Here is a 20,058-nt window from a genome sequence, read left to right as displayed (position 1 = left end):
TAAGAATAGACAGGGAGTCTTTGCTTGTTGGAGTTAATCACCTATGGAACCCAATCCCAGCATTCCACTCGGTTCGCATTGCAACCAGGTCAGGAACTGGTTTTAGGTCGTTCCCCTGACGCAGATATCTCAATTTCCTGGGATGATCGTATTTCACGCAAACATGCTCTGCTCAAAGTGCAGCCGAAACAGTTATCTGTTTCACGTTTTTCCAATACCGAAAATCAGATTTTTCTGGGGGGCGTTGCTTTTGATGACTTTCAGTTAGAGCCGGGAAGTACATTTGTCATCGGATCCACGACATTCCAGCTTTTGGATTCGGCATCCAGTTTCTCCTCACCGCGAGACTCCCCTCTGGAAGAGGTGACCTTCAAGCCAAATGAGTTAGTGAAGGTCAGATACCGCGATGCGGATCAGAGGATCGATGTACTGGCTCATTTACCGGAATTAATACTGGATGCGAGAAACGATGCTGATCTGTTTCATCGCCTGGTAACCATGCTGCTTTCGGGTGTGAAGCATGCTGATGCCGTGGCAGTCGTGCGTTTGAATGATGAGGACCGGGTCGAAGTTCCCTTCTGGGAAAGAAGACGTCAGACCCAGGGAGGTTTTCATCCCAGTGGGCGACTGGTTCAGGAAGCGGTCAAAAAAAGTAAACGCTCCGTTCTGCACGTGTGGGCTGCCAAGGAGGAGAAAGAGGATCAGGAAGACTATACCGCAGTAGCAGAATTTGACTGGGCTTTCTGTACTCCGATTGAAGAAGGAGTCAATGGAAGATGGGGGCTCTATGTCGCGGGAGAGTTAAATCAGCCTTACCAGGTCTCAGTACCTCAGGGAGCCGGAGGAATTGATCTCCAGGCAGATGTAAAGTTTACCGAGTTGGTGGCTTCAATCGTTAAATCTGTCAGGCGTCTTAATCAGCTGGAACGCCAACAGGCTGGTCTCAGGCAGTTTTTTGCCCCTCCAATCCTCGCGGCGATTGGAGATAATCTGAATACGGAGATTCTCGAACCTCGTGAATGCGATGTGACAGTATTATTTTGTGACCTGCGGGGATTCAGCCAGCATGCTGAAAGTTCCTCTGAGGATTTAATCGGTCTCCTGGGGCGAGTGAGTCAGGCGTTAGGGATCATGACATCCCACATTCTTGATTTTGGTGGTGTGACAGGCGATTTTCAGGGCGATGCTGCGTTGGGATTCTGGGGCTGGCCCTTCTCGTCCGAGTTGGCTCCCCTCGATGCCTGCCGCGCTGCATTGGCAATTCGAAATGCGTTTGAGCAGATTAAATTACAACCCGATCACCCCCTTTCTGATTTTCGTATGGGAATCGGGATTGCCCACGGCAGAGCTGTTGCTGGTAAAATCGGCACGAGTGATCAGGTGAAGGTCACCGTATTCGGGCCTGTCGTTAACCTTGCCAGTCGCCTGGAGGGTTTGACCAAGCATCTGCGTGTACCGGTTTTAATGGATGAAGCAACCGCGCAAATTGTAAGAACAAAACTGGATCGGGAGGAAGGACGTGTGCGAAAATTGGCCCGTATCCTTCCTTATGGAATGGAAAAACCAGTCGTTGTCAGTGAGCTGTTGCCCCCAGAGTCAACGGCTGAAACTTTGACCGATCAGGAAGTTACGTGTTACGAAACGGCTGTAGAACATTTTATACAAGGTCAATGGGAAGAAGCTTTTCGGCTCTTGCATGCGATTCCCCCTTCAGATCGTGCTCAGGATTTCCTTGCGTTGCAAATCACGCGCACCAACCGAATTGCCCCGCTGGACTGGGATGGAACGATCCGGTTTGACAGTAAGTAGTATTGTTAAGCTTATATGAAGCATCAGTCCGGGCCGATTCATCGGAGTTCTGATTTTGCCGTCTGGGTGGACTGCGTCGAAGGAGCAGACGGCTTCCCCGCTCTTTTTCTTATAAAAATCAGCCAGGTGCCGAATGTTGACCTATTTTTTAGCAACGGACATCACTTAGATGAGTTTGTGATCAGGTCCTTGGAAAACCGGAATTATTGTCAACTTTGAGAGAAGTACTTATGAGCAATGCAGAACTGTTAACAGATGAAAGTATTGAATCGTCTCAATTGGAAGCTAACTATGAAGTTCGTTACGAACTCGAAGTAGATAACCGCTCGCAGGAGATGCTGCTTGTGTTGAATGAGGTTTTTGATTCTTTCCTTCCTGCCAGTAAATCTTAAGTGATTTGAAACATAAGTAGTGGGTTTCTCTCATGCTACATTCGTCAGAAAAAACAAACACTCGCGTCCTCGTGATTGATGATGATCCTCTATTCCGCAATCTGATGGTCTCTTTTTTACGCCGCGAATACTTCGTTTCTGTTGCCAGTGATGGATCGGAAGGTTTTCATAAAGCCTTGGAATATCCACCAGATATCGCGATTGTAGATGTCCAGATGGCTATCTGGGATGGGTTGCAGACTTTGAAGGCATTTCGGTCGCATCCGACGTTGTCTCAGACCAAGATCATCATGTTGACATCCGATGCCAGCAAGGAAACCGTGATTGCTGCGATTCAGGGTGGTGCGAATGATTATATTATCAAAACCAGTTTTTCGAAAAGCGAATTTCTGGAAAAGGTAAGACGTTTTGCACAACCTGGCGCGACACGAGTTGCTAATACACCCAATTCCGGAAAGCGTCAGCAATCAGAGCCGACAGCAACCGCAAAGGTTACGACGCCGAATTCTATCCCAGTTCCCCCAGTGGAACCCAAGCCAGTTTTTCCTGTCTCCAAATCAGTGGAAGATCAACTGTCGGGACTGACACTTGACCAGAGTGAAGAGTCCCAACTGGAAGAAATTATGGACGATTGGGATTGACCAGCACCGGACTACATTCAACTGCATTCCAGTGAACATTCAAGGCGTGGTCATAAGAAAATAAAACAGCCACTGCGATAATGTTCTATCGCAGTGGCTGTTTCTGTCTTTTCATGAATTGTCTGTGGATAATTAAAGGGTTTCTTTCGAGAACTTGGCAATCATGTTCCCGATGAATTTTAATATCCCTTTATCAAGCTTTGCCTTACCATCAATGGTCTCTCCTTCGCGTTTCATGACGAAAGAAAAAGTATCATCGGTACTTGTGAGTGACTTGATCAGGATCTCACGAACTTCCTGATTTCCTTTCTCCCCACGAACCTTGTTGATCATCTTTAACCAGGGTAGTGTTTTCACATTCAGTTCGATGACTTTCGGACTGATCTTTTCCGGTGCCGGTTCTTTAACCAGTTTGGATGCGTCAGTAATCCGTTTAATGGAGTCGGGACCGGCGGCTACCCAGAGTGCATCAGGAGAACTGCCCACATAGAGGGCCTCACCTGCTCCGAATAATTCATCAAAACCAGCTTTGTATTGATCTTTAATATTGATCTTATGAATTTTCAGGGATTCTTCGTTTACCACATCTGTTTCTACAGTCTGGTCCTTCATTACTTTGGGGAGCAGTTCCACGATTTCTTTGAGTTTGGCTCCGTCTGTAGAACGAATCCCGCCGAGCAGGGTGTACTTTCCATCTGTCGTTGGATTACTGTCGATGAAGCCATCAACGAGTGAGGTTTCTTTACCAGCATCAAGCATTTCAATAATCAACGCGGCAACTTTTTTACCTGATGTTTTCTGTTCGTCCGTCAGATCTTTATTTGCATCGATGCGATCCTGCAGGCTGGGCAGGAGCAGTTTATAAAATGCGGTGAAATTTTCTTTACGCATTTCATCCAGCGGGTGATTGATTCTACCGTTCAGAATGCCATCCATTTTGACAGGAACATTCGCAAAGTAACTTGGTTTCGTCGCAAACTGTTTGATACTCTCGTCAAGAGACGTACCTTCCAGGGCTTTTAATGAAAAGACAAGACGCCCTTCATTCGCAGGAGCATCGGTCGTCCAGCCAATCACCATCTTCTCTGATTGGACAAACAGGCGTTCCAGTTCATCCATCTGATGTGTGAAAGCAAGCTTACGCAACTCGAACGCGTTATCTGTTTCATCCCGTTTTTTCTTCACAGCTGCGAGCAACTGTTTTCGGGTGCTGGTCATCGATTTTTTGCGATCAGCGACTCCCTCTTTTTCATTCGTGATCAAAGCACTGAAATCATATTTCTCATTCAGCAGTTCCTGGATTCTTTTGAGAGGGTCTTCAATTTCATTGACTTCAGAAAGCTTCTCAGAAATAACAACATATTTCTCGTTCTGGAGATATTTCATAAAGCCTTCGAAAAGGTTCCCTAATATGTAGGGGCCATTTCGCTGTTTTTTGGAAGAGATTTCGAAGATTTCCAGGTTATCTCGAAAATCACCCAGATCGCTGATAGGAAGAATCAGGCGGTAGCGTTCTTTCTGGTCTTCACCCAGCAGGATATCGATTCGCAGGGGGCGTGTTTTATCGATCCCTTCCAGAAACGAGGGGAGCAGTTCTTCGAGATTGCTCCAGCCTTTTTTTTCACCTGCCAAATCCAGAACCAGATACTTCAGATCGGCAATCATGCCATCTGCATTGATCTGTGCCAGCGAGATATTGGGAGCAGATTTGTTTTCAGCGTTGACTGATTTGGAAACAGTTAAGCAAACTAACAGGATAAACGCGAAATGAGCAATGCGGCTCATACATTTCCTCCATGATGTATATCTGGGGATCATTGTTGATCAATCATTATAGTCCGGGCTGGATCCGACGCCTCATCAGAAACTGTCAGCTCTTTTTCCAAGCGCCCCATTCGCGAATGTTAGTTTATACCAAAAGTAATGAATAGGGAACTCTGGATGAAGAAATAGCTAAAGTCTGAAATCGTTGATTTCTGTGTCAGGTTCAGCGGGCGAAGATTTGCGTAGCAGGATATGTGTTGATGTGTATATATGAGTCTGGTTCCAGCAGAACAGGTTCCTAATCTGATTCGGCGGGAAATCAGGGAAATACTTAATGATGTTCAACAACATTTGAAAAAAAAGAGGAACTGTTTTTGATGTCGCAGGACAATCGATATGCATCGCATATTACAGTTTGTCAACTGGTTGCTGAGTTGGCTCAGGGCTGACCGGTCTGGCTTTCGCTATTTGCAAACCACTGACCAGGCCCAGATAACCGGAAATCCTTTCCGTGGGGGTATAAACATTGCTTTCCAGAACAGTAGAAACTTCAGATACTTTGTTCTGAATTGCTGCGATAGCACCGATTGAGTTTAACATATCTTCTCTCAGTACCTGGTCTTTGATCGCTGTGACAAACTGAATTGCCTGTTCAAATTTTGATTCATTGATCAAAACTGATAGCAGTTTGAGTGACAGCTGTCCCTTCCAGGCCTTCTTCAAGTCGGATTGATTAATTTCATGCGCGGCTTGTTCCGGTTTGCCATTTTTCACCAGGAAAAACGTCTGTTGAGCCAGCAGGTCTTCTTTTTGCAAGGCTGGTATCTTGTCATTGAGAGCCTTTTTGATTTGAGTTGTCAGATCATTGTTTTTCTGATTTGCATCTAAAATCGTGGCTGGCAGACTGGAGTCCAGAAGTGCTTCTTTCAGGTTTACATCCGCTGCCTGCTGACTTTCCTGAGCAATGTTCCATACGCTGGCAGACAACTCTGTTTTTGCCGCTTGAGATAATAAGCTGACCAGGAGGATCGACCTGTTTTCAGCCGCAGACTTCAATGAGTTGAGTTGTTTGCGGTAATCTCTGATCGCGCGGTTAATACGATCGTTGGAATCAAGGTTTAAGGCATCTTTGACCTGCTCCTTGAAATTAAAATTCGACGATTCATTCTGCTTAGACTGCACAGCTGTAAGACTGGGGGCGGTAGCCTGAATTGCCTGAACCGCATTTTTCAGGAAACGGTTCGCTTCCGTCTGCTCACCCAGTTCGGCTTCGGCACAGGCAATCTGAACGTAAGCCTGTGAAGTCAGTTCCAGAGGCGCTGAAGCGGGTAATTTCAGAGTATAAATTTCTTTGAGGCTCCCCAGTTTCATAGGGGCAGGCACCGGGACATTTTCCAGAAATGATTTTGACTTAGATAGAAAAACCTTAGCGGAATCTGGTTTTTTGAATGTAGCCAGTTCACGAGCACAGCGGGCATACATCAGGGCATTCCCGGTTGCCGACAGTTTCATTTCAGCTGGTTGAATCAATCCAATATCGGGTATTTTATTTTGATTGACGACCTGTTTGAGAACGGCTAATGACCACTGTGTGACTGCTTCCGTACGGTCCATTGCATCTGGTGACAGGGCTGCCCAGTTCAGAGCTGCCTCATCATAGTTATGAGAAATCAGGATCAAGGTGGTTGCTACGGATTGTGGGGCGTTCCAACGCCGATGTAAATCAATCAGCGATTCAAAATCGTAGTGGTTGGTTTCATGAGCAATCTGCAGATAGGCAGACAGTTGTGCCAGACTGTTTTCTGCCTGATACTTACTGGTCAGGTCTTCTGCTGCACTTTCATTACCTGCGGCGACCCAGAATGCCGACAGACGGGATACGAGATCCAGTGAATCGCGGCCTCCATATTCTGGGATTTTTTTAGACAGTTCTATGGTTTCATCTAAAGTCTTCTTTAAGCCGACTGTATCCTTCTGTTTTAACTGAAGCCAGCCAATTTCAATCAGGGGAAATATTTTGTAAAAAGGCAGAACTGGTTCCACTGCGTCAATTCGATCAATCTGTTCCCGGGAGCCTGCCAGGTCTCCGGAAATGGCATATGCTTCTGCTGCTAAGCGACGACTGAATGGTTTGCTGCGGTTGTCCCGCGTGCGGGACAGTTCCACCATTGATTTCAGAGCCGATTTCTGTGCCTTTTCCGGCGAAACAGGCTCCTTTTGATTATTGTTCGAGCTCTGTGTCTGTTGACCACCATTAGCCAGTGGATTAACTATTGGTTTATCTTTATCGGGAAGCATTGATTTTGTTGACTGGTTTTTGATGATGGGATTATCAAACGGTTTTGCCAGTTCTGATCCGTCGGGAACGGTTGAGGTGAAGTAAAAGTAAACGCCACCAATGACAGTGACTGAGGCGACGATGGCCAGGATCAGTGGTAGTTTCGATTTCTGATTGGCATCAGTCTTTGGTTCTTCTGTTGTTTTTCGGTTTTCAGCATCGGTGTCAGGTACCAGGAAGACTGGCGCCAGGCATTCCGGATTTCGGCACTTGACTTCTTTACCGGCCACTTTGGGGGAGGCAAATCCCGGTGTATCACACATCGGGCAGACAACACGAAACATTTTGCCTTTGACTGGTTTGCGAAGCAAAGGGACGACCTTGGAAGTCTGTTGCTGGCGTTCCAGTTCAAACGGATCATCATCAGAAACCGTTTCGCGCCGGTTGCGTTTGCCGGCGGTACCTGGTGTAGCAGGAGTTGCTTTTGCAGGTTGTTTACTACTGGCATCCGGTTTTTTTGCGGTGGACTTTGCCGTCATAGATGCGCCACAGGAAGGGCATTCTGCGGCGTCTTCATCTAAAACTGATGCTCCGCATGATGGGCAAGAAGGCAGATCCATATTTTTGTCGTCCGATATGATTAAATGGTCATTGGTTAGGGAGTCTCAGGACGTTGAAATGAGACAGATTGGATATATGATACGGTTGCTGTATGATAGTAACGCAGAAGTGAATATATAACATACTGTCTAAATTACAGCGAGCTAAGTCTATTCTATACCGTAGATATCCTCTCGTTCAAGGTTTAACTGTATATAGTACCGGCCGATTCAGGTCAAAGGTTAGCTGTCTGGTCCAGTTATATATTATTTTCGGATCACTTCTGGGGTCTGAAACAATTCAGACAGCCTCCCTCAGTTCAGGATGTAATTCAGATATGCAGCAGCAGGTAACAGAAATTGTGGAAGAATTTGAGTCCGTTTTACAGCATCAGCGATCACTTTCTGATGTTCTGGATCGGTTACTGGAAGTTCTGGGAGGACGGGCGATTGGTCTTTGGCGTTGTCAGTCAGGTAGCCTGATACAGCTTGGTTTTCGTGCAGATTCAAATATGAATGAACAGGTAAAGCGAGAGTTTGCTGCTTTAACATTAGAAGTTTCCTTGAATAATACCGGTTTAGGTATCGTCAAAGCAGTCATTGATCAAAAACCGGCAATCGGAACCCTGCAGGCGCAGGAGTCTGGCTTACAGGGATCTTCAGAGTGGTTGGAGAGATTTGAAGCGAAGCAGTCCTACGCGATACCGGTTTTTGAAAGAGATCGGGTGGTCGGCGTTCTGGCAGTTTCCACAAACCAGGTACATCAGGCAGGTGATCCGGAATGGGAGTTACAGACACAGGTTGCCCGGGAGATAGGCGTAAAACAACTTTTGGGGATGCTTTAGGCGCTGGATTTGACTATGATTAACTGAGGTATAAAAGTGTGGAATTGCCAAGGGGTTTCCGGGTGTATAACATTGAGTAAATGCTACTACGTCTTCCGTAAAGCGTTGCCGCCGATTTCCGGATTGATCTGCCCTATCACCTGACTTTGGTATTTCAATGATGATCTTCTTCAGGTTTTCGCAAAGATGAGTCGTTCCAACCCATTGCACTGGTCATTTTCAATCGGTACCTGGTTCCTGACCCAGGTACGAGTCAGTATCTTTCTACCTGTCTTGCTGCTGGTTTTCTGGTCTCATTATTCATTGGGACTGGGCGTGACCCTGTTTGGAATCCTGTTTATCAGTGTATTCCTGCATGAGATGGGGCATGTTGTCGCCTGTCGATTAACCGGAGGAGAAGCGGATCAAATAGTGCTCTGGCCTCTGGGGGGACTGGTTCCCTGTAGCCCGGAACGAACTTTTTCTGCGCGACTGTTGACTGTACTGGGGGGCCCGGCTGTCAATCTCCTGCTCTGTGCGATCACCCTGCCTGCAGTCATCTGGGCTGGTCATCTTTCGGACTCCCTCAACCCGATTAAACTGCCAGCCGTCGATTTGAGTAATCAACTGGGACAGGCAGTATTACTGATGGTATTCAATCTGAACTGGTTATTACTGCTGGTCAACTTGATTCCTGTGCTTCCTCTGGATGGTGGAAAAGTTCTTCAGATACTTCTCTCACGCCGATTCGATGAAACCGTTGTGCATCGGATTCTGCTAAGTGTCAGTTTCTGGATTGGTGGAATTGGCATGGTAGTTGGTTTGAGTACCCACAGTGTATGGGTCGTTTTTTTCAGCGCCCTGCTGCTGATGTTGAATTTAATCGAATTTACTTCGGTTCAAAGAGAAGATTCATACGATGATTCCATCTTTGGATATGATTTTTCCCAAGGGTATACCAGTCTGGAGCGTTCGAGTAGCCAACTGGTAGAAAAGCAGTCCGGCTTTTTCCAGAAGTGGCGCGACAAACGCAGATTACACAAAAAAATGCGTGAGCGTGAAAAGAATCGAGATGCTGAAAAACAGCTCGATTTACTGCTGCATAAAGTTCACGAATTCGGTTTAGAGTCACTCACTCCTAAAGAACGTCAGCAATTAAATCAGGTGAGTGCACGATACCGCAAGAGTGACTCTGAGACCTGAAAACCAGGTGCTTCAACTCTTCTCTTTCTGCTCCGGTAGAGCCTTCTCTGGTCCTGCATTGTTTTTTTGCATCATTTTTTCAGTTGCCCCTTCTTCTTTTTCAGACTCTGCCTGAATAATCAATACAACCCGATTGGGTCGTAAAATCCATTCAGCGTATGCCCAAGACGCTGTTATTCCTGTTCGTTACTGGTGAACACAGAAGGTCCCCCATTTATGAACCATTGCCTGTTAATTAGTGCCGGGAAAAGTAGCTAATTCTCATACATATTTGGCTTTATGCATGGTAAAGCGTCTGGCTGTATTTGTCATTTACCGTTGGATGATGCAAATGATCACATTTTGCCGGGAATAGAGCAGATATTGTTCACTATTCCTGTTTTAACGCTTTCTTGAGTGTTTTATATTCGCTATCAGTGACAAAACGCCGGGATCTGGTGAAAGAGCCTGCAATCATAGACTAGATATGATTTCTGATTTGCGGTCTGATGTTTGCGAACTAGCTTTTTAAGGGGAATTACCTTTAGAAAGTTGAGATTGGATTATGGTTTTAGGCACAATTGATTCATTAAAAAAGCTGTCCAACTTCAGTAAATGCGGCGGTGAGTGGGATCAGGAATTGCATCTGGATGCAAAGAATGATCTTGCCATCAGTCGTATGCAGCGGATTTCAGAGTTGACGGGACTGTCGATGCATTGCTTCGACTGTAATCAACAGATTCTGCACGACAAATCGAATACGCAGTCACTCGACTATTTCCCGGCAGATGTCCTCAATGAAATTGAGTCGATTGAAGGGCTCACACTTATTGAAAATACTAATGGGATCACTCACTTTCTCTTTCCGCTGTTACAGGATGGGAAACAGCGGTTCATTGCAGCTGGTTTTGTGTTTTCCAGAGAAAAGCGGAAGCTGACGGAGATTGTTTTATCCGCTGTCAAGCAGGAGTGGAGTTCAGAGGATCTGGATTTCTGGCTGGAGAGCCAGCGAGTTCTGGATGTTAAATCCCTGCATGCATTATTGAGTCTGGCTATTCTGCATCTTGATGAAGAGCAGCAACTCTCACAATTAAATGAAGAGGTTGATAATCTTTCGGAGTGCCTGGATGAAACGTTTGAAGAGATCAGCCTGTTGCATGAAGTCGCACAGCATTTAAAGATCTCGGAAAGTCCGGAGCAACTGGGCCAGCTCTGCCTCGATCGAATCAGTACGCTCATTGAAGCAGAAACAAATATTATCTGGTTTGAAGATCAGAATCATACATCACGGTTTCTGTCTGACAGCCAGATTGAATTTGATGAACTGAAGCTGGCACGGCTTGTGGCCCAATTTGATGGGTTCAACTGGAATCAACCTCTGGTCATCAATCAGGTAGAAAGTTCTCTCCTGTCGCTGGAGTTTCCAGACCTGCATAATCTGGTTCTGGTTCCTGTTTCAGATGGCATCAATGCTTTTGGCTGGATTCTCAGTTGCAATTTACTCAAAAGTGAAGAATATGGAACGATACAAGCCAGCCTGTTAAATTCAGTTGCTTCATTCCTGGGAACACATTTAAGGAATATTGACCTTTATGCTCAACAGGAAGAACTGATGTTGAGCTTTGTGAAGTCCTTCGTTTCCACTCTGGATGCCAAAGATCCATACACACGTGGTCATAGCGAGCGGGTAGCGTTGATTGCACAGCAACTGGCTAAACAGCTGGGGTATTCTGGTGAGTTTCTTCAGGAAATTTACCTTTCGGGTCTGTTGCATGATATCGGGAAAATCGGCGTCGATGATGGGATTCTTCGTAAGGAAGGAAAGCTGACTGACGAAGAGTTTGCCCAGATTCAAAAGCATCCGATGATCGGTTATAAAATCCTGACGGGAATTAAAAAACTGAAGAATCTCCTTCCGGGGATTCGCAATCATCATGAGCAAATTGACGGACGCGGTTACCCGGATGGTTTACGGGGATCTGACATTCCACTGATGGCTCGGATTATTGCGGTTGCAGATGCATACGATGCGATGGGCAGTGATCGTCCTTATCGAAATGGAATGCCACTGGAACGTCTCGAGAATATTTTCAGAGAGGGAAAAGGACTGCAGTGGGATTCTGATGTCATTGATGCCTATTTCGAGATCCGGGATGAGATTACCCGTCTCTCTCAGAAATACAATGAGACGGCCGAATCCCTGGCTGAGACGGGCGCGAACTGATAAACTTTGGCAGACCAGTTTGTTGTTTATAGTCTGATCTGTTAATCGGGAGCTGCCAGGTGATATCAAACATCCCTCGAAAATGGATTTATCTCTCTCATCTTCTGGCGTTTGCTGTCTTAATGATTCAGGGATGTGGATCAGAACAGTTGGCTGAGGAAGAGGATCCGCCGGTCCCCATGGCGCCGGCCCGAGTTGACTCAACTTTCGATACCACAAAGACTGTTCCACCTTCCGGCGGGGCAACGGAAATAGATGGTATCCAGTTTCAGGTACCATCGGGCTGGGAACAGGTCGCGCTCTCCCCTGCTCAACAGGGAATGATTTCAGCCAGTTTTCGGATTCCAGATGCGGGCAAAGATGTCAAGCTGACTCTCTCTTCTGTTGGAGGAGGGATTCAGGCAAATCTACAGAGATGGAAGGGGCAGTTTCAGCTGAAACCTGGGGAAAGTCCGGTCGAAAAAACAATACGTGTGGATGGTGTTGATGCTGTCTGGCTGGACCTGAGAGGGACTTTTGATTCTGGTCCCACGATTGATTCTCAGGTGGATTCTGGAATGCGCATGATCGGAGTCGCCATTCCCCGCAGTCCCCGAGATTTTTATCTGAAACTAACAGGTCCCCGCGAACAGATCTTGAATATCGAAACAGAATTTCAGGACTTTGTGAAGTCGGCCCGTTTTGTGCCATGAACAGCACGCAGAGATGAAAATTCTGCTGCCGCTCAAGTAGTTCATGTTGCTTTAACGAGTGGCCTGCCAGTTGCGCAGTAAACCTGCGACGAGATGACCGCCAAATCCGAATGAGAGTTTCAACGCTGTGTTGATGGTGTGGGGAACTGCGATGCAGGGAGTGTAGTTCAAATTACATTGTGGATCGGGATGTTCCAGATTCAGGGTAGCAGGAATGATGTGATCCCGCATGGCCAGTAAGGTGAAACCGAGTTCGACACTGCCTGCTGCACCCAGCAGATGTCCCATGCCTCCCTTCAGGCTGGAACACGGAATCCTGGTTGCCAGATCACCAAATGCATTTCGCAGTGCCCGGGTTTCATAGAGGTCGTTAATCTGTGTGCCCGTACCATGCAGGTTAATATAGTCGAGTTCAGTAGCTGCGACGTCGCCACGCTGCAGAGTATCAGTAATCAATCGAGCCAGGCTTTCTGCAGCGGGGTCGAATTGCATCAAATGTGTCGAATCAGCGCCCAGTCCTCCCCCGAGCCATTCTGCATAAGGGGTGACATTTCTATCTAAGGCATGCTTCAGGGATTCAAGAATCAGCATTCCTGCGCCCTCACCTACAACAAATCCATTTCTCCGGCTGTCATAAGGTTTACAGGCTTGCGCTGGTGACGGGAAGCCTGTTGCCAGCACTCCCATCCGTTGAAATGAACCTAGAACCGCTGGTACCAGAGAAGCATCAGCGCTGCCCACGATCACGGTATCGCAAATACCGTCTCGAATTAAATCGGCACCTCGCATCACACTGGAGAGGCCGGTTGCGCAGGCTGATACAGGGGTCAACGCTGCTCCTTGTAAACCATACTCTGCAGCGACCGCCTGACTGCAGGCATTTGGCAGGCATTGCAGCCAGAATTCTGCTGGGATTGAGTCTTCCGAAATCGACCTGCTGTGTGATGCGCCAGCCAGTTCGGCATAGCCGGCGATGCCACCTTTGCTGGATCCAATCACACATCCGGTTGATTCATTTGAGAGTTGTCCTGGTTCGAGTCCTGCATCCTCAATGGCTTCGCTGGTCGCTTTCAGAGTCAACTCGATGGAAGGATCATTCTGAAAGGGAGTACGGGTGAGGGATGTGGATGAGAGTTCAACGTCGGGAATCATGCCCCCTGCGATGGGGCGTCCCAGCTGATTCGACAGATCCTGCAGCAGGCTGGTGGCAGAATGGCCAGAGAGCAGTTTTTGCCAGGACTGTTCGCGCCCGACAGCATACGGGGTAATCAGACCAATCCCCGTTATGACAACCCTGCGGGAAGTTTGCTCTGTGACCGAAATCTTTGGTGGCATTAGCCTGTGTCCAGGTTAATTGTAGCGTTTCCAGAGGTATGGGGACCACAAGGAAATAAAGGATACTTTTGTTAAAGGAGATGCACTCAGGAACTGAGTTCAGTTCAACAGACAGGAGCGCATCGGATTCATCAGACTCGATGGCTCGTACGGCAGATCGCAAATAAGGCCAGCCCGACCAGGGCCGCCACCAGGATGTATTCGACGACGGAAGTCTGAGATGTCTGTACCAGGCCACTCTGACGAGTTTCTTCCTGGGCAAGCACAGTTCCGGTAGAAGCCAGTAAAACGCCTGTTGTTACGCAGAATCGACAGAAGCGTCCGGGCATGTTTTGATTTCTCTTCATAACCATTGATTTAAAACTCGGCTTGGGGTTAACATGTTACTTACAAAGGATTGTAGCAACAGACCCGGCTTCCTGCATCCAGAAAAGGCAATTCCTGATAAAAACAGGGGTGAATCCAGCAGGTTTTCAAATGTTGATATCCAGATACGGTACTGATTTTCAAAGGAGTTGGACTTTTTCAGGCTTGAATAATGGCGTCAACGGGCTTTCGCAGTTCATGGAAATCCTGCTGATGCAGGAAGACTGTTTGCCAGCTTTGTGAACGGGGTTTCATTTTCAGTCGATATTCATCGATGTTAACCAGATAAAACGCATAAAGGCTTCCCCGAAATTCAAACAGTTTTTCCAGACTGTTTGAGATAGAGTTCTCCGGGAGCTGGTAAGCGAATACAAAACCTGAGACAAAGCCCTTCCCAAACAGTTCCTGCCATTGCTGGAGTCCCTGAATATCTTCCAGAGTGGCCCAGTTTTCCCAGCGGCGGCTCTGATTCTGATTGGGCGAGATTTCGGTTCGGCCTTTGACATCAATCAGGAGATTCGGGCCCTCGCTGGCATAGACGATAAAATCGAGTGACTTAATGGATGCGTCTTTGGCGAGCGCTCTTCGTTTCTCATCCACCGCCACATAGGGAATTTTTTGGGAGCGGAGGTATGCTTCGAACGCAGCATCATAATGATTTCTACGAAGTACCATGCGTCTTATCTTCCCGAGTATGAGTATAGACAAGCGATCTGTTCGTTTGTGAGCAGGAATGCGAGGTACTGTAAGTATCTATACTTGGAGAGATAATATCAACGGCAGTTCCGATGAAATCTGACAGAAGTCATTATAACGGGGACTACACCAGTACCCGCCTGATGAGTTCCAGCAGCTCTTCTTTGCGGACGGCTGTCTGAGTTCCGGTCTGCATATCTTTCACCTGCCATTCCTGTTTTTCAAATTCCTCATCTCCGGCGACGATCACGATCTTGAAACCATGTCGATTGGCATATTTGAACTGCTTTTTGATGGCTTTCGTGTCCGGATAAACTTCGACATTGAAGCCATACATCCTGAGATCCCTGGCAAGTCTGAGATAGTCAGGAGTATATTTTGCATCCATCTGTGTGACCAGAATCGGAGCGGGCGTAGAAACCTCGTCCAGCAGGTTCAGCTCCTGCATGGCGGCCAGCAGTCGGTCCAGACCCAGGCTGGCTCCCACACCTGGCAGCTGTTGGGTTGTAAACAGTTCTGCGAGGTTATCGTAACGGCCACCCGAACAGACACTGCCGATCTCAGGGAGCTGGTTCAGAAATGTTTCGTAAATCGTTCCCGTGTAGTAATCCAGACCACGGGCAATCGAGGGGTCCAGGACGATTCGTTCGCTGACGATGCCTGCTTTATCGACGGCGTCAAAGACTTCCCGCAAATAGGCAACCCCCTGCTCTCCACACTCATTACCGGCCAGTTGTTTCTCGAGCGAACTCAGAATGTCCTCAGTTGACCCTTCGACAGTTGTCAGGAAAATTACTTTTTCTGCCTGTTGTTGAGTGAGGTTCCCCTGCTCCTGCATTTCTTTGATAACTGCGTCTGCACCGATTTTAGGCAGCTTGTCGAGAGCTCTCAGTACTTCAGCTGAACGTGACTGGAGTCCCAGGCTTTCCAGCAGACCGTTTAAAATTTTGCGATTGTTGATGTGAATCGTAAAATCAGAGAAGCCGATTTTTACCATCAGGTCATGAATGATGAACAGGGTTTCAATATCGGCAGAGTTTGAGGTGGTTCCGATGGTATCAAAATCACATTGGACGAACTCGCGGTAGCGGCCTTTTTGAGGACGTTCACCACGCCAGACTGTGCCGACATGATAACGTTTGAACGGGGTACCCAGTTCGCCGATATTCTGTGCAGCAAAACGGGCAAAGGGTACGGTCAGGTCAAATCGCATGGCGACATCGCGTTTTCCATGAGTGAAGCGAAACATTTGTTTGTCTGATTCGGCTCCCCCTTTCCCTGTCAGGATTTCGGTGTATTCCAGTGCTGGTGTGTCGATCGGGCTGAAACCATAACTGCGGTAGACTGACTTGGCTGTTTCAATCAGTTGTTCACGGGGAATCATCGCCGCGGGGAGGTAATCTCGGAACCCTTTGAGAGTCCTTGGTTCAATTAGTTCTTTTTTCACTGTCGTTCTACCGGGTTGGATGGCAGCGGATCTGATTACTGCCTTAATGGAATATGAGAATACGATTGATTTCAGTTATTCAGCTAAACATGGACAATCGGAAGCTTCTGATGAGACGCTTCAGTAGCAGAATTTTTCTTCTTTTTCTTCTTTTTAGGTGGCAGGACCGCGTGAGCGTATTCCCAGATCTGTTCTGGGGTTTCGAACAGTCGGTCGTATGTACCATCATTGTCGTATTCGCATTCATCTGTTGTATAGGAACGACAGATTTTCGGTCGATCTTCATAATTTCCACAGCGATAATCATCCAGCAGGTATTTACAGTCGCCGTAGACCATCAGGAACCAGACATCCTCATCGACAAAAATTGCACAGCTTCCATGCATGACGTACCAGCGCATGTGGTCGTAATCTTCCCAGGTTTCGGGAGTCTCAATCGGCAGTGCAAAATATCGACAGCAGCGGGCTGTGCAATAACTGCACAAAACTTCGCCCGGTTTGAGTTCTGTCCGTCTGACTGTCACTGTTGACATGTTTCATTACCCCTGGTGAAGAGTTTGATTACAGAAAACAGGGGAAATCCGCCTGTTTTTAAGATCGCCTATTAAAAAACACTGTTCATACACTTGAAACGTTCTGCACTGTTTACTTTTGATAGAGTAATCAGTGCCTGATAAAACGCAACAATAAGAAATACGGAAATATTATGGAAGCAGTTATTCTGAACCAGTTTATAATCAGAATGTTTTATAAGTCATTCGAGCGCAGATTGCACGGAAACAAGGGATAGAAAGTGGATGAATTCAAACAGTCTTTCGGTCTCGTTTTCAGGAAACTGTTCAGCAGAGATTACAGTTGATGTTTTCCCCCACAAAGTTTTTGATCGATTTGTAGCGGTTTTATTGATTATCCAGCCAGGAGAAGTAGTATAATCTCGGTTTCTGCTTGACCCTGATTTACACAGGGACTTATCATTAAATAAAAGTCCTGATTGACTTTTTGCCGCTTTCCAGTTCCTCTGGATGGATCTCTTTACGATCTGTGCGAATAATTGATACCAGACGATTTATTTTCGATCTCCAGTTCCTGAGCGTCGATGTTAGAAACAGGGTATCGCTACAGGTAACTTGGTAGATCGTGCGGTGATTTAGAAACTGCGAAAAGCGATTGAATATAACGAACTTAAGTATTTTAAGATTTAAAACAAGATTACGAGAGAGAATCTCGTCTGATTCCATCAAGGTTTAATACAGATGCATAAATCCGGAGTAATCCTGGTCTGGTTTGTCGCCATTGCAACAGTGGGAGCAGTACTGCTGACATCCAAGATGCTGGATGTCCGTGGAAGCTGGCTTAAAGTTGTTGAGAAGAACAAGGCCCAGATTCAGAAGAACACGGCTGAAATTGATGCCAGAGAAAAAGAGCGTAAAGAACTCCTGAGCGAACTCACCCGGACCATGCTGGGCTGGGATCGATATTGGGATGTGGAAGTGAACGTTGCGTCTTCACCAGCGGGAGAGATTGGGGTACGTCTGAATGGCAACCAGCAGCTGGGGGGCGACATGTCACCCGAAGCAGCAGCGGCACAGGTTTTTTATGCGTTCCAGCCTGATGCTGGTAAACCAGGCGGATCCAGCTTTGTCGGAACCTTTCGTTTCGCTCCCAATAGTCGAGATTCACTGGTACTTGTGAATCCTCCCCTGCCGGGAGAAGTGGCTACCTGGAAAAATGGAAGCTGGCGGTTGAGAGAACTGGTGCCTCTGAATTATGTGAATACACTGAGAAGTCTGCGGGATGAACTGGTACAAAGCGAAGAGCAATATAAGTTAAAGCAGGATCATTTACAGGATTTGAATCGTCTGTTGGCCGCAGCGAAAGAGCGGCTGGAAGCCCGGGTGAGTGAACTGATCGGTTCTGACACTGCCCCGCAAGACGAGCTCCTGCCTGTCGAACTTCGTAAAGGACTGGTTGCTGGTCTTGAAGAAGAAGAACAGGAACGAAACCAGGAATTTGCAGAAACAGATCAATTGCGACGTGATCTGATTAAGGTCTACCAGAAGCAATTGCAACTGATTGATGAAGTGAGCAAACTCAGCAATCAGCTACCAAAACCCAAATCATGATCTCACAGATGAGTGGGGACGACTTCACTCCACACCAGCATGGATGGCAGGCGCCTCGTCTTTAGGCGCCCGGAATTACGAACTGACAAATAAGGATAAGTTGGGCAATGGGGATTGAGAGCCGGGATTACCTGCGGCATGAAAGTGGTGGGGGGAATTACCGCTCATTTGGAGCCTCTTCTGGTGGCTGGGCCATCAAGTATATATTGATTGCAAACATTGCCGTCTTTCTCGTTGAGTTTGCCACAGCAGATGGCCGGGGCTCGTCTACAATCCTCAACTATCTGGCGCTCGATCGTGAATCGATTTTTTCCAGTTTCCAGATCTGGCGTGTGTTGACTTATGGATTCTGTCACGCGCTACAGCCCCTGACGCATATTGTTTTCAATATGTTTGTGCTCTGGATGTTTGGCCGAGCGGTAGAACCCATTCTGGGATCCCGTGAGTTTCTGACCTTTTATCTGGCCGCAATCGTGATCAGTGGCCTGTGTCATATTGGTATCAGTCCCAATCCGGTCATTGGTGCCTCCGGTGGGGTGATGGCTGTTGTCTTTCTAACGGCCATGTACTTTCCCCGCATGACGGTTCTGCTGTTTTTTGTGATACCCATCGAATTGCGCTGGCTGGCAGTGTTGTATGCTGCTGTGGACCTGTTCGGCTTTATTAACCCCGGGGGAGATGCTGTTGCGCACTTTGCTCACCTGGGGGGAGCCGCTTTCGGGGTGGCTTATAAATATTATGGCTGGAATCTGACTCAGCTGTTCGACAGTAAATGGAGTCGATTCCAGGTGAACCGCTCCGCCAGGAAAAAGAAACTCCGGGTGTATACAGAAGAAGATACTCACCTTTCCAAGGCAAGCCTCGATGAGCGAGTGGATGCAATTCTGGAAAAGATCAGTCGCGAAGGAGAGGCAAATCTGACCGATCAGGAACGGGCTCTGCTCAAAGAGGCCAGCAATAAGTACAAGAAGAGGTGAGGGGCAAGAGGCGATTTGCTTGCTATCTGGTTAAACGGTCGGCGATCACAGTCAAAGTGGAGTCCGGGAATCAAATATGTCGCAATCCCAATTTCAAGAGCTGATTCAACGCACGCGTGCCGGTGATCGGAGCGCTGAAAATGAATTGCTGTCGAAATGCCGCGCCTATATCTCACTGATTGCCCGGGCACAAATTGAAGGCTGGATGCGTACAAAGGTCGATGCCTCAGACCTGGTACAGCAGACCCTGCTGGAAGCGCATCAGGGGCTCGAGCAGTTCCAGGGGGAGACTGAAGCAGAATGGCTTGGCTGGTTGCGGGGCATTCTGAAGCATAATACTCTGGATTTTGCCAGAAAATACCAGGGGGCAGCCAAGCGTGATGTGAAGCGTGAGTTTTCACTAGATCAGCATGGAACTGCTGGTGCCCAGTCGACTGCTCAAAAATGGGAGTTAAAAGATCCAATGGAAACTCCCAGTCGTATCCTGTTGAATCGTGAGCAGGAGATTCTGATGGCGGATGCGGTCTCTGAATTACCGGAAGATTATCAGGAAGTGATTATGTTACGGAATCTGCAACGGCTTTCGTTTAAACAGGTCGCAGAAAGAATGAATCGCAGTCCGGGGGCCGTCCAGATGCTCTGGCTTAGAGCATTAAACCAGTTACAGGAGCGTCTGGAGCATCGTTAAAGCAGAAATCATATTCTGGAA

Annotated in this window: 17 protein-coding genes; 10 read left to right on the top strand and 7 right to left on the bottom strand. The window is 47.3% G+C overall.

The annotated features are described in order from the left end of the window. Positions 1-24 precede the first annotated feature (24 nt). From ACN0YH_RS05270 to ACN0YH_RS05260, 3 genes are all read left to right on the top strand, one after another. Positions 25-1,809 carry an adenylate/guanylate cyclase domain-containing protein gene (locus tag ACN0YH_RS05270; RefSeq protein WP_417378512.1) on the top strand — a complete coding sequence of 595 codons (1,785 nt, stop codon included), beginning with the start codon at positions 25-27 and terminating at the stop codon, positions 1,807-1,809. 230 nt (positions 1,810-2,039) lie between these two features. Beyond that, entirely contained in the window at positions 2,040-2,201 is a 162-nt protein-coding gene (locus ACN0YH_RS05265) for a hypothetical protein (protein WP_417378511.1), read from the top strand. A 32-nt stretch (positions 2,202-2,233) separates the two neighbouring features. Further along, positions 2,234-2,842 (top strand): response regulator, encoded by a 609-nt coding sequence (locus ACN0YH_RS05260; RefSeq protein ID WP_417378510.1) that lies wholly within the window; start codon positions 2,234-2,236, stop codon positions 2,840-2,842. A 132-nt stretch (positions 2,843-2,974) separates the two neighbouring features. On the opposite strand, the gene ACN0YH_RS05255 is transcribed toward ACN0YH_RS05260, so the two are convergent. Beyond that, positions 2,975-4,627 (bottom strand): hypothetical protein, encoded by a 1,653-nt coding sequence (locus ACN0YH_RS05255; protein ID WP_417378509.1) that lies wholly within the window; start codon positions 4,625-4,627, stop codon positions 2,975-2,977. Positions 4,628-5,014: 387 nt separating this feature from the next. Then, positions 5,015-7,423, bottom strand: a complete 2,409-nt coding sequence (locus ACN0YH_RS05250; RefSeq protein ID WP_417378508.1) for a hypothetical protein — start codon at positions 7,421-7,423, stop codon at positions 5,015-5,017. 398 nt (positions 7,424-7,821) lie between these two features. Between ACN0YH_RS05250 and ACN0YH_RS05245 the strand changes: the two genes are divergently transcribed. The 4 genes from ACN0YH_RS05245 to ACN0YH_RS05230 all read left to right on the top strand — a co-directional run bounded on the left by ACN0YH_RS05245 (position 7,822) and on the right by ACN0YH_RS05230 (position 12,405). Next, positions 7,822-8,328, top strand: coding sequence for a GAF domain-containing protein (locus tag ACN0YH_RS05245; RefSeq protein WP_417378507.1), 507 nt, complete (start codon positions 7,822-7,824; stop codon positions 8,326-8,328). 186 nt (positions 8,329-8,514) lie between these two features. Then, the gene (locus ACN0YH_RS05240) at positions 8,515-9,510 is read left to right on the top strand and encodes a M50 family metallopeptidase (protein WP_417378506.1); all 996 of its coding nucleotides are present in this window, start codon (positions 8,515-8,517) and stop codon (positions 9,508-9,510) included. Positions 9,511-10,054: 544 nt separating this feature from the next. Next, entirely contained in the window at positions 10,055-11,713 is a 1,659-nt protein-coding gene (locus ACN0YH_RS05235; RefSeq protein WP_417378505.1) for an HD-GYP domain-containing protein, read from the top strand. A 59-nt stretch (positions 11,714-11,772) separates the two neighbouring features. Further along, positions 11,773-12,405 (top strand): hypothetical protein, encoded by a 633-nt coding sequence (locus tag ACN0YH_RS05230; protein ID WP_417378504.1) that lies wholly within the window; start codon positions 11,773-11,775, stop codon positions 12,403-12,405. Positions 12,406-12,456: 51 nt separating this feature from the next. Here ACN0YH_RS05230 and ACN0YH_RS05225 read toward each other — a convergent pair whose 3' ends face one another. The 5 genes from ACN0YH_RS05225 to ACN0YH_RS05205 all read right to left on the bottom strand — a co-directional run bounded on the left by ACN0YH_RS05225 (position 12,457) and on the right by ACN0YH_RS05205 (position 16,782). Continuing rightward, on the bottom strand, positions 12,457-13,740 hold the full coding sequence (locus tag ACN0YH_RS05225; RefSeq protein WP_417378503.1) for a beta-ketoacyl-[acyl-carrier-protein] synthase family protein: 1,284 nt from the start codon (positions 13,738-13,740) through the stop codon (positions 12,457-12,459). Between the two features lie 131 nt (positions 13,741-13,871). Continuing rightward, complete coding sequence (locus ACN0YH_RS05220) at positions 13,872-14,069, bottom strand: hypothetical protein (RefSeq protein ID WP_417378502.1); 198 nt, start codon at positions 14,067-14,069, stop codon at positions 13,872-13,874. Between the two features lie 196 nt (positions 14,070-14,265). Further along, the gene (locus ACN0YH_RS05215) at positions 14,266-14,781 is read right to left on the bottom strand and encodes an HYExAFE family protein (RefSeq protein WP_417378501.1); all 516 of its coding nucleotides are present in this window, start codon (positions 14,779-14,781) and stop codon (positions 14,266-14,268) included. Between the two features lie 145 nt (positions 14,782-14,926). Further along, on the bottom strand, positions 14,927-16,249 hold the full coding sequence (gene hisS / locus ACN0YH_RS05210; protein ID WP_417378500.1) for a histidine--tRNA ligase: 1,323 nt from the start codon (positions 16,247-16,249) through the stop codon (positions 14,927-14,929). Positions 16,250-16,332: 83 nt separating this feature from the next. After that, positions 16,333-16,782 (bottom strand): YkgJ family cysteine cluster protein, encoded by a 450-nt coding sequence (locus tag ACN0YH_RS05205; RefSeq protein ID WP_417378499.1) that lies wholly within the window; start codon positions 16,780-16,782, stop codon positions 16,333-16,335. 720 nt (positions 16,783-17,502) lie between these two features. Between ACN0YH_RS05205 and ACN0YH_RS05200 the strand changes: the two genes are divergently transcribed. From ACN0YH_RS05200 to ACN0YH_RS05190, 3 genes are all read left to right on the top strand, one after another. Then, the gene (locus ACN0YH_RS05200) at positions 17,503-18,372 is read left to right on the top strand and encodes a hypothetical protein (RefSeq protein WP_417378498.1); all 870 of its coding nucleotides are present in this window, start codon (positions 17,503-17,505) and stop codon (positions 18,370-18,372) included. 107 nt (positions 18,373-18,479) lie between these two features. Continuing rightward, positions 18,480-19,349, top strand: coding sequence for a rhomboid family intramembrane serine protease (locus tag ACN0YH_RS05195; RefSeq protein ID WP_417378497.1), 870 nt, complete (start codon positions 18,480-18,482; stop codon positions 19,347-19,349). Between the two features lie 76 nt (positions 19,350-19,425). Continuing rightward, positions 19,426-20,037 (top strand): sigma-70 family RNA polymerase sigma factor, encoded by a 612-nt coding sequence (locus ACN0YH_RS05190; protein WP_417378496.1) that lies wholly within the window; start codon positions 19,426-19,428, stop codon positions 20,035-20,037. Positions 20,038-20,058 lie beyond the last annotated feature (21 nt).

This window comes from Gimesia sp. (assembly GCF_048262075.1).
Classification (GTDB): domain Bacteria; phylum Planctomycetota; class Planctomycetia; order Planctomycetales; family Planctomycetaceae; genus Gimesia.
Note: the sequence above shows the minus strand (reverse complement) of the source record. Positions and strands in the feature narration are given on the sequence as shown.